The organism is Bacteroides caccae, assembly GCF_002222615.2.
GTDB classification, from domain to species: Bacteria; Bacteroidota; Bacteroidia; order Bacteroidales; family Bacteroidaceae; genus Bacteroides; species Bacteroides caccae.
Map to the genome: position 1 here is coordinate 1,756,895 of NZ_CP022412.2, position 14,076 is coordinate 1,770,970.

Sequence of the window (14,076 nt, forward strand, 5' to 3'; positions counted from 1 at the left end):
GGAAACCGGGAAGTGGCATCTTGCCACCGCCTTGGTACTACCATTTTAGTTCGTCAAGGTTGCGGACTTGGATACTTCGGATGTTACGGTAGATGTTTATCATAATGGCTATTGCTATTGCGGTTTCAGCAGCCGAAATGGCGATAGAGAATAGTGCAAAGAAATAGCCTTCCATTCCTCCCGGAAAGAGAAAACGGTTGAACACGGCGAAGTTGATGTCCGTGGCGTTCAGCATTAGCTCCACAGAAATCAGGATAGCCAGTGTATTCCGGCGGGTAAAGAATCCATAGATTCCTGCAAACATCATGATAGTAGAAACTACCAGATAATATTCCATGTGTATCATAATGGTATACTTTTAATTTCTAATCTTTAATTTTAATTCTCCTTATCTCTTACGTGCAATCATAATACCACCGATAATACATGCCAGTAACAAGATACTGACTGCTTCGAAAGGCAATATATAACCGTATTTGTCGCTACTTAGCAGGGCATGACCGATAGAGTGGATGTTTATCTCCTGTGGAGCCAGATTGTTGGTTTGCAGGAAGTTATGCTTTAGCGTGATAAACAGGATAATTGCTGCGCCGGCAACCATTGTAAAGAGTCCCGCGAAGAACCTGCTTCGTTTCAGTTTCTCTGCGCGGTCACCCTCTCCACTGGTCAGCAGAATGGAGAATACATAAAGAACGACAATACCACCGGCATAAACCATAATTTGGACAGAACCCAAGAAAGTGTAACCCAGCAGGAAATAAATGCCGGCCGTACCGAAAAGCACGAACAACAGATAAGTAGCTGAGCGGACGATACGTTGGGTGGTCACCGTCATAATGGACATAGCAATAATAAATGCTGCCAAAAAGTAGAATACTACTGTTTCAAGTGTTGATCCCATATCTTAAACTTCTTTTTTCTTTTCTATTACTTTACTACCGTCGTGATTCAACTTCAATACAAGCTTCGTCCTGTCGAATACCGCATGTTCGAAGTTCTGGTCGAACGTGATAGCATCGTGCGGACAAGCATTGACACAAAGTTGACAGAACATACAAGCACCCAGGTCATATTCATATCTTGCCAGGATTTTCTTCTTCTTGCCGTCCTCTGTCTCGATGGTTTCGCTGATAACCTTGATGGTGTCATTCGGACAGGCCATTTGACACAAACCGCAGGCTACACAGCGATGTTCGTTATTCTCATTATGGGGCATGTTCAGTGTGCCGCGGAACCGGTCGAACATTTTCAGCTCTTTCCGGTTTTCGGGATATTGCTCGGTTACTTTCTTACGAAAATACACCTTGATACTGGTCTTCATACCCGTTGCCAGTGTACTGATGCCGTGCACCAGACCACCTAAGTACGTATATTTTTTATCTTTATATTCCATAATCTAATCTGCTAGAAATGAAAGCCGAAGGCTACACAACATGCCATTATTAATAAGTTTACCATAGAAATAGGAACCAGATATTTCCATTCCAGATTCAGAATCTGATCAATACGCAGACGGGGGAAAGTCCATTTAATCCACATCAATAGAAATACCACAAAGAATGCTTTGCCGAAAAACCAGATAAATCCCGGAATATAGTCCATTACGGCATTAAATCCGTCCAGCCCTACGATATGCAACGGCATCCAACCACCCAGAAAAATAGTAGCAGCAACGCTGGCTACAATAAACAGATTCAGATATTCCGCCAGATAGAAAAAACCGAAACCCATCCCCGAATATTCTGTATGATATCCGGCGGTCAACTCACTTTCCGCTTCGGGAAGGTCGAACGGACCACGGTTACATTCGGCGTTTCCGGCAATCAGATAGATAATGAAGGCAATCACCGCGGGAATGTGTCCTTTGAAGATAAACCAGCCATTAGCTTGTCCCTCTACAATTTCGGAGAATTGCATGGTTCCCATAAGCACTACCATAGTCATGATACTCATACCTACGGAAAGCTCATAACTGATAATCTGTGCACCACTTCGCATCGCACCAATCAGCGAGAACTTATTATTACTGCCCCAGCCTGCAAGCAGAATACCGACAACTCCGATACTGGAAGCTGCCAACAGGAAGAATACGCCTACGTTGAAGTTCAGAATCTCCGCACCTTTATTAAAAGGAATACAAGCGAAAGTAAGGAACGAAGCGATAATCACCATAAACGGAGCCAGATTGTAGAGGAAATGGTCGGCGCCCTTCGGCATGAAGATTTCCTTAGTCATCATTTTAAGCACGTCGCAGATCACCTGGATAGAACCCCATTTACCGACACGGTTCGGACCGAGACGGCATTGGAAGAATCCGCAGACTTTGCGCTCCATGTAAATCAATATGATAGCCAGTATGGCATATAATGCAACGATGCACACACCGATAGCCACACATTCTATAAATACGGCTACTCCTTCCGGCATAATGGAGAGAAGCAGCTCATGTATCCAGTTTGTTACTATACTAAAGTCGAACATATAATTTAAAATACTTGATACTTATTACTTGTTTATCTATCAATATCCGGGACCACATAATCCAACGTTCCGCCAATAGCAATCAAGTCGGCAATCTTCGCTCCACGGCAGATTGTGTCAATTGCAGCAACAAGCGGTAGTCCCGTGGCACGGTAGTGCAGGCGATAAGGCATCTTGTCACCCTGGCTTTCGAGGAAAACACCGAACTCACCACGGCTTCCTTCCACGGCAGCATAATAACTACCTTCGGGAACACGGATGATCGGTTTCATTTTCTCCTGGTAGGGGCCTTCGGGAATATTGTCGATTAATTGTTCGATGATGTTCAGACTCTCCATTATTTCGTCCATACGTACCAGGTAACGGGCGAAACAGTCACCTTCCGTATAAACAATTTCTTTGAAATCTACTTTGTCATATACACCATACGGTATCCGTTTGCGCACGTCGCAAGCCCAACCCGAAGCACGTCCTGTACCTCCTGTACAGCCGAAAGAGATAGCATCTTCACGACTCAGCACTCCTACACCTTTCATACGGCTTTGGGCAATGACATTACCTGTAAATATGTCGTGGTATTCGTGAATGATTCCTCTCATATACGGGATAAATTCTTTCACCCGTTTGACAAAATTCGGGTGAAGGTCAGCTTGCACACCGCCAATCGTGTTGTAATTCATAATCAGGCGTCCACCGCAAGTTTCCTCAAAAATATCGAGAATCTTTTCACGGTCACGGAATCCGTAGAAGAAAGCTGTCAGCGCTCCGAGGTCCATGGCAAGGGCGGAAAAGAACAATAAGTGGGAGTCGATACGTTGTAGCTCATCCATAATCGTACGGATATATTGTACGCGTTCGCTAACTTCGACACCCATTGCCTTCTCAATACACATGCATAGTGCATGACGATTCTGATGGGCACCCAGGTAATCAAGACGGTCTGTCAGAGCCAATGTCTGCGGATAAGTAAGACTTTCGTTCATTTTCTCGATGCCCCGATGGATATAGCCACAGTTTGCATCAATCTTACGAATAATTTCACCCTCCAAAGAAACACGGAAGCGCATGACACCATGGGTTGCAGGATGTTGAGGACCAATGTTGACTACATATTCTTCTTCGCCGAAGAGTTTGGTTTCTTTGTCTTTGATTGTCCCGTCCGGGTTCAGCTCTATTTCCCGGGTCGTGTCAAACGTCTCTTCGTTTGTCATACAAAGCGGATTATCTTTCTCCGGGTCATTGTCTTTCCGCATCGGATAACCTATCCAGTCATTGCGCAGATAAAGACGGCGCATATCAGGATGACCGATGAAAGTGATACCATAATAGTCGAAGACTTCACGTTCGTAGAAGTCGGCTATCTTCCATATATCGCTGACAGACGGGATTTCCGGTAATTCACGGTTGGTTGTAGCTGTTTTTACTGCTATCCGTTCGCCTGTGACAGTAGATTCCAGATGATAGACTACGCCTAACCCACGAAGTTTTTCCGGAGTATCTTTCTCATCTGCTGCTCCCCAGTCCATGCCGGTGAGGCTCTCGAGGAAGTCCATCTGTTTTTCATTCCGCAAGCGCAGCATCTCGTCGTGTAATGCTACGGGGGCTATAAATTGTATTTCTTGCATAAATCTTTTAAATTAAGAATGTAAGATTACTCTTCGTTCTTTATATAATCCGGTTTCTTCTCTTTTCTATTCACTCCACCAAAGAACTTTTCTATTTTTACCTTGCGTTGCAACTGCATCATGCCATAATAGAAAGCCTCGGGACGCGGCGGACATCCGGGGATATATACATCTACCGGAAGAATCTTGTCTACTCCGTTCACTACGTGGTAAGACTTTTTGAAAGGGCCTCCGCTGACTGCGCATCCCCCCACGGCCACCACATACTTCGGATCGGGCATTTGGTCATACAGACGTTTCAATACCGGAGCCATTTTATTCGTGATTGTTCCGCATACCATAATCATATCAGCTTGACGCGGACTGGCACGTGCTACTTCGAACCCGAAGCGGGCCATGTCATAACGAGCGGCACCCAATGCCATAAATTCGATACCGCAACAACTGGTTGCGAAAGTAAGCGGCCACAGTGAATTGCTGCGTCCCCAGTTGATGAAATCGTCAAGGACTCCGAGAGCGACATTTGCCCCTCCGGCATTAAGCTCCCTGACCAACTTTTCCAATGACTCATTGTCAATGAACTCCTCATAAGGAATTGATTTTATTTTTGGCTTTTTGGTTATTTCCATTCCAATGCTCCTTTCCTCCAGGCGTATGCAAGACCCAGAACTAAAATAATAAAGAAGAAGAGAATACTAATAAGTCCTTGTGGTCCCATGTCACGCATCACTACTGCCCACGGAAACAGAAAAGCTGTTTCTACATCGAACATTAGGAACAGAATAGCAAACAAGTAGTAGCCCACACGGAACTGCATCCATGATTTACCACGTGTCGGTATACCACATTCGTATGCCTCGAACTTTTGCTCATTGTATGAGCGGGGGGAAATAGCTCGCGAAAGAGCTATCACAACACCGACAAAAGCAAGCGCTGTCAGTAAAACAACAACTAAAAATGTAAAATTCATAATTCAATAGCTGTTTAGATTGAATATTATAGAAATGAACAACAAACCCTTCACCCACCGGAGAAGAGGTTGATTGCCTGAAATAAATCGAATAAAAAATAGTGCCCTGGCTTGTCTAAATGACAATCTTCCTTAAACCATATATATAATGGGTAACAGGATCATAAAGGTAGTTGGGAGTGTGAAGCGAAAATGAGTAAGGCGGACTTTGCAATTTGTAATGTTCGCAGAAATAGGCGATCAGTAATAACATGCTCTTGTCTGTCGGAACATGGGCGACGTCCGTATGGCTCATATCGCACGATTGGGTGGAGTATAGATTATAAAGACGCTCAATCGCATTATGAATCGGACGGTCTTGGGATACGTAGCACTTCTCCTGCCGATAAGTCGGGGAGGTAACTTTGCAAATATCTTCCATTGTTCCATTAGTGACGCAATGAATTAGCAAAGCCAGTACCAAAAGTAATCCGAATTTTAAGCTTTGTTTCATCTTTCTCTTATAACGGCTGCAAATATAGGATTTATATTTATACTTTTTGCAAACTCTAAGTAGCAAAAAAGGTTTTTTTAGCACTCCAATTGATCTATGTCAATACTCGTTTAGTTCTTTTTCCAGAAATCGGAACTGAAGAGCAGTAATACCGTAAATAATTCCAAACGTCCGAGGAGCATAAGGAAAGAAAGTAACCATTTTGCAGCATCGGGTAACTCACTCCACGAATAGGCCGGGCCACAGGTACCGAGGCCCGGTCCCATATTACCCATACTTGAAACAACGGTTCCGATTGACTCGAGAAATCCTACTCCGAAACCCAACATAATGAGTATGCTGATAATGGCGATAACTGCATACAGAAATGTGAATGCCAGTACCGTTGATTGAATCGAAGGAGAGATTACCTGTTTATTAACCCGTACCGGTAGTACGGCGTTAGGATGCAGGATATGTTTGAACTCATTCTTTGCTACTTTAAAGAGAATCACCATACGAATACATTTGATACCTCCTGTCGTGCTGCCCGCACAAGCTCCTATCAACATAACCACAATCAGACATCCCCAAAGAATGGAGGGCCAAAGCATATAATCCGCTGTGGCAAAACCGGTAGAAGTCTGTAATGAAATCACTTGAAACAATGATTTACGGAAAGCTTCCTCTACTCCCATATCACAGGTTCGATAGAGCCAGAAGGCAATGAATATTGTGAAAAAAGATACACAGATAAAATAAAACTTCAGCTCTGCGTCATGGATGAATTTCTTGATTTTTCCGTTGAACATCAACAACAATAAAGTGAAGTTGATACCTGAAAGAAACATGAAAATGGATATTACGTAATCTATATAAGGAGAGTGGTAATATTCAATGCTAGCTTGTTTGGTCGAGAATCCTCCGGTACTGGTCGTCGTGAAAGCATGACAAATACTGTCAAATACACTCATGCCGCCGAATACGAGCAATACAATCAGCGTTCCTGTCATTCCGGCATAGATACCCCATATCCATTTGGCGGTAACGCCGATACGGGGATGTACTTTGTCATGAGTAGGACCGCTGGCTTCGGCAGCGAATACCTGAATGCCTCCCATTCCGAAAATCGGCAGAACGGCAATTGTGAAAAATACAATTCCCAAACCGCCTATCCATTGTGTCATTGCCCGCCAGAAAAGGATTCCGTGTGGCATTGATTCAATGTTGTTCATAATGGTAGCCCCCGTACTACTGAATCCGGACATCGTTTCGAAAAAAGCGTCCGTAATACTCGGGATATATCCACCTATATAATAAGGTAACATTCCGAAAAGCGAGAATGCAATCCAGGCAGTACTGACAATGACATATCCGTCACGACGGTTGAGCGACTTTTCCGCACCTTTGCCAATTGCAAGCATCAATATACCGACGCCTGTGGTGATAGCGGATGAAATCAGGAAACTCTGCAAATCGTTTTCTTTGTAAAAAAGAGAGACAGCTCCACAACATAGCAGCATAGCTGTTTCTATCAGAAGCAGGAATCCTATGATGCGGTATATCATCTTTGAGTTAATCATAAACAAGCTGCGGTTAATACTTAAAACCTAATACTTAATTAAAGAATTTCTCAATCTTTTTAATCATCATACTCAGGCAGAACACAACGACATGGTCGCCCGGTTGTATCAGCGTGTCACCGGTTACAAGTACTCCTTCACCATTACGAATCATACCTCCGATAGTGGTTCCTTTCGGAAGGCCAAGGTCTTTGATAAAATGTTTGGTAATCTTGGCACCTGCCGGCACGGTGAATTCCGCTACATCTGCATTGGCAAAAGTCAGGCATTTCACATTGGATACATCCGCATCCAACATCATTTGGTAAATATGGCTGGCGGCAATCATCTTTTTGTTAATAACCGTACCGATGTCAAGGCTTTCGGCCATGCCGATATAATCAATGTTTTCTACTTCTGCCACCGTCTTTTCCACGCCCATACGTTTAGCGGCAAGACAGGCAAGAATGTTGGTTTCGGAATTTCCGGTCAGGGCGACGAAGGCTTCTGTATTCTTCAACCCTTCTTCAATCAGAAGATCCATGTCACGGCCGTCTCCGTTGATAATCATAGTCTTGTCATCCAATAACTCAGTCAGGCGGTTGCAACGGTTGATATCGTTATCTACGATTTTCACCTGCATATAGTCCGGTACGTATTGTGCAGTACGGACAGCAATGCGGCTTCCGCCCATAATCATCACATTACGCACATCGGCGTAATCTTCTTTACCGGCAATTTTCCGGATATAAGGGATATATTTGCGGGTGGTCGTAAAATAAACAATATCATGCAATTTGATAACGTCATCTCCACGCGGGATAATTGTTTCTGTTCCACGCTTAATGGCTACCACATGGTAGGGGATATTCGGGCCACCTAATTCATAGAGTGGAATATTCAGAATCTCCGCTTTTTCACGCATCTTGGTACCTATTAAGATCAGAGCACCTCCACAGAACTCCCACCATTGGCGTACCCAGCTCATGCGCATGGAAGATACGATTTCTTTAGCGGCAAGCATTTCCGGATAAATCAGGGAGTCTACGCCCAGTTTCTGAAAGAATTCTTTATTTTTGGGCAGAAGATATTCGTAGTTGTCGATGCGGGCAACGGTCTTTTTGGCTCCTAAGTTGGTAGCCAGCATACAAGCGGTCATGTTCCTGCTCTCGTCCGGGGTGACGGCAATGAACAAGTCGGCTTCTTTCACACCTACTTCCTTTAAACCGGAAATAGAAGAAGGGGAGGCGGTGACCGTCAGCAAATCGAAGTTGGAACTAAGTGCGGTTAGTTTTTCCTCGTCATCGTCCATTAGGATGATATCCTGTTTTTCCCGGGACAATAATTTAGCCAGGTGGGTGCCTACGTTACCGGCCCCTGCAATAATAATCTTCATTTTCAGTTGGTTAATTCTTTAACTCCACTCATGCTTAGCTGAAGTGCGCATTGCTTTAAAAGTTCTTTAGTGATGCTGTCTTCATCCATTCCGCAGAGTTGGTATAGTTGTGCTATTGTGCCATGTTGAACGAATTTATCCGGGATTCCGATACGTTTCACGGTCGGAGTATATTCATGGTCGGCCATAAATTCGAGTACGGCACTTCCCATTCCTCCCTGAATCACTCCATCTTCTATGGTAACGATGTGGCGGAACTTCCGGCCTACCTCGTGCAGCAGTCCTTCATCCAGTGGTTTGAGGAATCTTAAATCGTAATGTGCAATGCTTTTGCCCGATTCGGTTTCGGCACGGGCAATGGCAGTAGCCGCTTTATTTCCGATAGGACCTATGCTGATAACTGCGAGGTCTTTACCGTCCTTCAATTTCCGTCCCTTACCTACGGGAATTTCTTCGAGCGGACATTTCCAGTCGACTAATACTCCGCGACCTCTGGGGTAACGTATGGCAAACGGACCTTTGTCAGGCAGTTGGGCTGTGTACATCAGACGGCGTAATTCATGTTCATCCATAGGCGATGCAATCGTCAGGTTAGGTATCGGACGCAGATAAGCCATGTCAAAAACTCCGTGATGAGTAGGCCCGTCTTCGCCTACCAGTCCGGCACGGTCGAGACAAAAGACAACAGGCAAGTTCTGGATAGCTACATCGTGGATGATATTATCATAAGCCCGCTGCATGAACGAAGAATAGATGTTGCAGAAAGGTTGCAAACCGTCTTTTGCCATACCTCCGGAGAAGGTGACGGCATGTCCTTCGGCAATTCCTACATCGAAAGCCCGTTTAGGCATTTTAGACATCAGTATGTTCATCGAACAGCCACTGGGCATGGCCGGGGTAACGCCTACAATTTTAGGATTGGCTTCGGCCAGTTCCACAAGCGTATTTCCGAAAACATCCTGAAAGAGAGGAGGCATTCCTTCCGTATTGGCAATAAAACGCTCGCCGGTGACAGGATCGAACTTGCCGGGCGCATGCCATTCGGTAGCGTGCATCTCTGCCGGGGCGAATCCTTTTCCTTTTATGGTATGTAAGTGCAGGATTTTAGGTCCTTGCAGGTCTTTTATATCCCGTAATATGCGGGCGAGGTTCTTCACATCGTGTCCGTCGATAGGACCGAAGTAGCGGATGTTCATTCCCTCGAAGATGTTTTGTTGTTGTGCAGCCATTGATTTCAGGCTGTTGCCGAAACGTATAAGGGCTTTGCGGCGTTCTTCGTTTAAAATACCGAGTTTGAACAGCATTCGTGACAACTTGAAACGTAGCTGGTTGTAGCGGTTGGAAGTTGTCATGTTGAAAAGATACTGTTTCATACCGCCAACACTACGGTCGATTGCCATGTCGTTATCATTCAAGATAATGAGCAGGTTGTTCGAGGTGGTTGATGAATTGTTCAGTCCCTCGAAAGCCAGTCCGCCACTCATCGAACCATCACCGATGACAGCTATGACATGACGGTTGGAATCTCCGTTCTGAGCAGCGGCAACTGCCATGCCGAGAGCAGCAGAAATAGAATTGGATGCATGTCCGCAGGTGAAAGTATCGTATTCACTCTCCTCCGGTGAAGGAAAAGGACGGATTCCTCCCAACTTCCGGTTGGTGGAGAAAGCTTCCCGTCGTCCCGTAAGAATCTTGTGTCCGTATGCCTGATGACCCACATCCCACACAATACGGTCATAAGGCGTATTGTAGACGTAGTGTAAGGCTACGGTCAATTCCACTGTCCCCAAACTCGCAGCGAAATGTCCCGGATTGCAGCATAGCTCTTTAATAATGTCTTGCCTCAGTTCATTGCATACTTCCGGTAGTTGTTCTACGTTTAGTTTCCGTAGATCTTCGGGGTAATCAATAGTGTTTAGCAAGTTATATATCGGTTCATTATTCATGATTCTAGGAAATTTAGTGCAAAAATACGAAAAGAATGTGGAACCTGAAATGGAATACACATCTTTATTGTACTTTTGCTTCGTGAAAAGGAATTAATAAGGAGAAAAAATATATGGATTTTCGAACGAAGGTTGAACTGCCCGTAAGCTTGCCGCCTGTTACTCATGCCGGACAAATACTTCTGCTGGGCTCCTGTTTTGCAGAAAACATGGGTAGGCAACTGGCGGAAAACAAATTCAGGGTAGATGTGAATCCTTTTGGTATTCTCTACAATCCCTTTTCTGTTTCAACAGCCTTAGTTGAAATATTAAAAGGGAAGGTGTATCAGGAGGAAGATTTATTTGCTTATAAGGAGTGTTGGCATAGCCCGATGCATCATGGCTCATTCTCCGCAGCTACGGCGGGCGAGGTCATCCGGAATATAAATCATCGTTTGCAGCAGGCCTATAAGACGGTTCATCAACTGGATTGGTTGATGTTGACTTTCGGCACCGCCTACGTCTATGAACAGAAAGAAACGGGGAGGGTAGTGTCCAACTGCCACAAGCTGCCGGAAAGCAATTTTAACCGCCGGCTCCTGTCGGTCGATGAGATTGTGAACGAATACACTTCATTGATTGCCGGTATGACGGCACGTAATCCGAATCTGAAGATTCTCTTTACAGTCAGCCCGATCCGGCATATTCGTGACGGAATGCATGCCAATCAACTTAGTAAATCGACCCTGTTGCTTACAATCGACCGCTTGCAGCAATTGTTTCCGAAGCAGGTTTTCTACTTTCCTGCTTACGAGATAGTACTTGACGAATTGCGCGATTACCGGTTTTATGCCGATGATATGTTGCATCCGTCTCCATTGGCCGTGAACTACCTGTGGAAATGCTTTTCTGATTCCTTTTTTTCTGCTGAAACAAAGCAGGTTATGACAGAAGTGGAGGATATCCGCAAAGATATGGCGCATAAACCCTTTCATCCCGAATCGGAAGCGTATCAACGCTTTTTAGGACAAATAGTGTTAAAAATAGAACGACTTATCGGAAAATACCCGTACTTAGATTTTCAAAAAGAAACAGAACTATGTCATATACGATTGAATCCATAGCCGAATGTATCGGTGCCCGCCGTGTGGGCGAATGTGAAGCGACAATTGATTGGCTACTGACAGACAGCCGCTCTCTTAGTTTCCCGGAAGAAACTCTTTTCTTTGCCCTGACTACGAAACGTAACAGTGGAGCCCGCTATATCCCCGATTTATATGACCGGGGAGTGCGTAATTTTGTGGTTACTGAAGAAGACTTTGAGAAATTTAAGAATGGAGAACTAGGAAAGCTCTCCACCCTCAATTTCCTCATCGTTGCCAATCCGTTAAAGGCTTTGCAGAAGCTGGCTGAAATACATCGGGAGGAGTTTAAAATTCCGATTATCGGTATAACAGGGAGCAATGGAAAGACGATTGTGAAAGAGTGGTTACACCAGTTACTGAGTCCCGACCGTCGTATTGTCCGTTCGCCGCGTAGCTATAATTCACAGATTGGTGTACCTTTATCGGTCTGGCAACTGAATGAAGAAGCAGAATTGGGCATATTCGAAGCCGGTATTTCTGAAATGGGAGAGATGAATGCTTTGAAGCGGATGATAAAGCCGACTATTGGCATTCTGACTAATATTGGCGGTGCTCATCAGGAAAACTTCTTCTCATTACAGGAGAAGTGCATGGAGAAACTGACTCTTTTTAAAGATTGTGATGTCGTAATTTATAACGGAGATAACGAACTTATCAGCAATTGTGTAGCAAAGTCGATGTTGACAGCTCGTGAAATAGCATGGAGCCGTAAGGATATTGAACGTCCGTTATATATTAGCCGGGTGACTAAGAAAGAAGATCATACTGTTATTTCCTACCGTTATCTGGATATGGATAATACTTTCTGCATCCCGTTTATTGATGACGCTTCCATAGAGAATGTACTGAACTGTCTGGCAGCCTGCCTCTATTTAATGACCCCCGCCGATCAGATAACAGAGCGTATGGCACGTCTTGAACCGATTGCCATGCGTTTGGAAGTAAAAGAAGGAAAGAACAATTGTGTATTGATTAATGATAGTTATAACTCGGACTTGGCTTCATTGGATATCGCTCTTGATTTTTTGGTACGTCGTTCGGAGAAGAAAGGATTGAAACGTACATTAATCTTGTCGGATATTTTAGAAACAGGACAAAGTACCGCTACACTTTATCGTCGTGTGGCACAGTTGGTACGGAGTCGTGGAATAGACAAACTGATTGGCGTAGGAGCAGAGATTTCTTCCTGTACCGCTCGTTTTGACGATGCGTTGGAACGTTATTTCTTCCCGAATACAGAAGCTCTTCTGGCTTCGAATCTGCTGAAATCACTTCATTCGGAAGTAATTCTGATTAAAGGTTCCCGTGTGTTCAACTTTGATCTGCTGTCCGAAGAACTGGAACTGAAAGTGCATGAAACGATTCTGGAAGTAAATCTCGGTGCAATGGTGGAGAACCTGAATCATTATCGTGCGATGCTTCGTCATCCCGAAACGAAAGTGATCTGCATGGTAAAGGCTTCCGCTTATGGAGCCGGTTCGTATGAAATAGCCAAGACATTACAGGAACATCATGTCGATTATCTGGCTGTAGCCGTAGCCGATGAAGGTTCCGAACTTCGTAAAGCAGGTATTACTTCTTCTATCATCATAATGGACCCTGAGCTCACAGCATTCAAGACTATGTTCGACTATAAGCTGGAGCCGGAAGTTTATAATTTCCACCTGCTCGATGCTTTGATTAAAGCAGCCGAGAAAGAAGGAATCACCAACTTCCCTATTCATGTAAAATTGGATACGGGTATGCATCGGCTAGGTTTTGGCATTGATGAGATTCCCTTGCTGATTCGTCGCTTGAAAGCTCAGAACGCTGTGATTGCCCGTTCGGTGTTCTCTCATTTTGTAGGTAGTGATTCGCCTCAATTCGATTCTTTTACACGTCAGCAGATAGAATTATTTGAGAAAGGTTCGCAGGAGTTGCAAGCCGCTTTCTCACATAAGATTCTGCGTCATATCTGTAATACGGCAGGAATCGAACGTTTCCCCGGTGCACAGTTTGATATGGTACGTTTGGGAATCGGACTTTATGGAGTGAGTCCGATAGATAATTCGATTATACACAATGTAAGTACTCTCAAGACAACGATTCTTCAGATTCGGGACGTGCCTGCAGAAGATACGGTAGGATATAGCCGAAAGGGACATTTGGAACGTCCTTCACGCATTGCTGCTATTCCTATCGGCTATGCGGACGGATTAAACCGCCATTTGGGACGTGGAAACGCTTACTGTCTGGTGAATGGAAAAAAAGCGCCTTATGTCGGCAATATCTGTATGGATGTTTGTATGATTGATGTAACGGACATCGACTGCCGTGAGGGTGACCAGGCGATTATCTTCGGTGATGATCTTCCGATTACTGTCCTTTCTGATAAACTGGATACGATTCCTTACGAAGTGTTGACTAGTATATCCACTCGGGTAAAGCGGGTTTATTATCAGGATTAGTTCATAACAGAGCAACACTGAGTTTCACAGGGTGGGCAAAATAATAAAAAACT

Annotated in this window: 13 protein-coding genes; 2 read left to right on the top strand and 11 right to left on the bottom strand. The window is 44.5% G+C overall.

What is annotated here, in order from left to right:
• Positions 1-37: 37 nt before the first annotated feature.
• The 11 genes from nuoK to dxs form a co-directional block, all read right to left on the bottom strand.
• Complete coding sequence (gene nuoK / locus CGC64_RS06955; protein ID WP_005677199.1) at positions 38-346, bottom strand: NADH-quinone oxidoreductase subunit NuoK; 309 nt, start codon at positions 344-346, stop codon at positions 38-40.
• Positions 347-388: 42 nt separating this feature from the next.
• Positions 389-901: an NADH-quinone oxidoreductase subunit J family protein gene (locus tag CGC64_RS06960; protein WP_005677201.1), complete on the bottom strand. Its 513-nt coding sequence runs from the start codon at positions 899-901 to the stop codon at positions 389-391.
• Positions 902-904: 3 nt separating this feature from the next.
• Positions 905-1,393 carry a 4Fe-4S binding protein gene (locus CGC64_RS06965; RefSeq protein ID WP_005677202.1) on the bottom strand — a complete coding sequence of 163 codons (489 nt, stop codon included), beginning with the start codon at positions 1,391-1,393 and terminating at the stop codon, positions 905-907.
• An 11-nt stretch (positions 1,394-1,404) separates the two neighbouring features.
• Complete coding sequence (gene nuoH, locus CGC64_RS06970; protein ID WP_005677203.1) at positions 1,405-2,481, bottom strand: NADH-quinone oxidoreductase subunit NuoH; 1,077 nt, start codon at positions 2,479-2,481, stop codon at positions 1,405-1,407.
• Between the two features lie 32 nt (positions 2,482-2,513).
• On the bottom strand, positions 2,514-4,106 hold the full coding sequence (locus CGC64_RS06975; protein WP_005677204.1) for an NADH-quinone oxidoreductase subunit D: 1,593 nt from the start codon (positions 4,104-4,106) through the stop codon (positions 2,514-2,516).
• A gap of 26 nt (positions 4,107-4,132) precedes the next feature.
• Entirely contained in the window at positions 4,133-4,735 is a 603-nt protein-coding gene (locus tag CGC64_RS06980; protein WP_005677205.1) for an NADH-quinone oxidoreductase subunit B, read from the bottom strand.
• Positions 4,726-5,076, bottom strand: a complete 351-nt coding sequence (locus CGC64_RS06985) for an NADH-quinone oxidoreductase subunit A (RefSeq protein ID WP_005677206.1) — start codon at positions 5,074-5,076, stop codon at positions 4,726-4,728. Before CGC64_RS06985 ends, CGC64_RS06980 begins: the two co-directional genes overlap by 10 nt.
• A 115-nt stretch (positions 5,077-5,191) precedes the next feature.
• On the bottom strand, positions 5,192-5,569 hold the full coding sequence (locus CGC64_RS06990) for a hypothetical protein (protein ID WP_005677207.1): 378 nt from the start codon (positions 5,567-5,569) through the stop codon (positions 5,192-5,194).
• A gap of 110 nt (positions 5,570-5,679) precedes the next feature.
• Positions 5,680-7,131, bottom strand: a complete 1,452-nt coding sequence (locus tag CGC64_RS06995) for a TrkH family potassium uptake protein (protein ID WP_005677208.1) — start codon at positions 7,129-7,131, stop codon at positions 5,680-5,682.
• A gap of 34 nt (positions 7,132-7,165) precedes the next feature.
• Positions 7,166-8,506, bottom strand: coding sequence for a Trk system potassium transporter TrkA (gene trkA, locus CGC64_RS07000; protein WP_005677209.1), 1,341 nt, complete (start codon positions 8,504-8,506; stop codon positions 7,166-7,168).
• 2 nt (positions 8,507-8,508) lie between these two features.
• Complete coding sequence (gene dxs, locus CGC64_RS07005; RefSeq protein WP_005677211.1) at positions 8,509-10,452, bottom strand: 1-deoxy-D-xylulose-5-phosphate synthase; 1,944 nt, start codon at positions 10,450-10,452, stop codon at positions 8,509-8,511.
• 113 nt (positions 10,453-10,565) lie between these two features.
• On the opposite strand from dxs, the gene CGC64_RS07010 reads away from it, so the two are divergent.
• Positions 10,566-11,555, top strand: coding sequence for a GSCFA domain-containing protein (locus CGC64_RS07010; protein ID WP_005677212.1), 990 nt, complete (start codon positions 10,566-10,568; stop codon positions 11,553-11,555).
• A complete protein-coding gene (locus CGC64_RS07015; protein ID WP_005677213.1) occupies positions 11,531-14,023 on the top strand; it encodes a bifunctional UDP-N-acetylmuramoyl-tripeptide:D-alanyl-D-alanine ligase/alanine racemase in 2,493 nt (830 codons plus the stop codon). The genes CGC64_RS07010 and CGC64_RS07015 overlap by 25 nt, the downstream gene beginning before the upstream one ends.
• Positions 14,024-14,076: the final 53 nt, after the last annotated feature.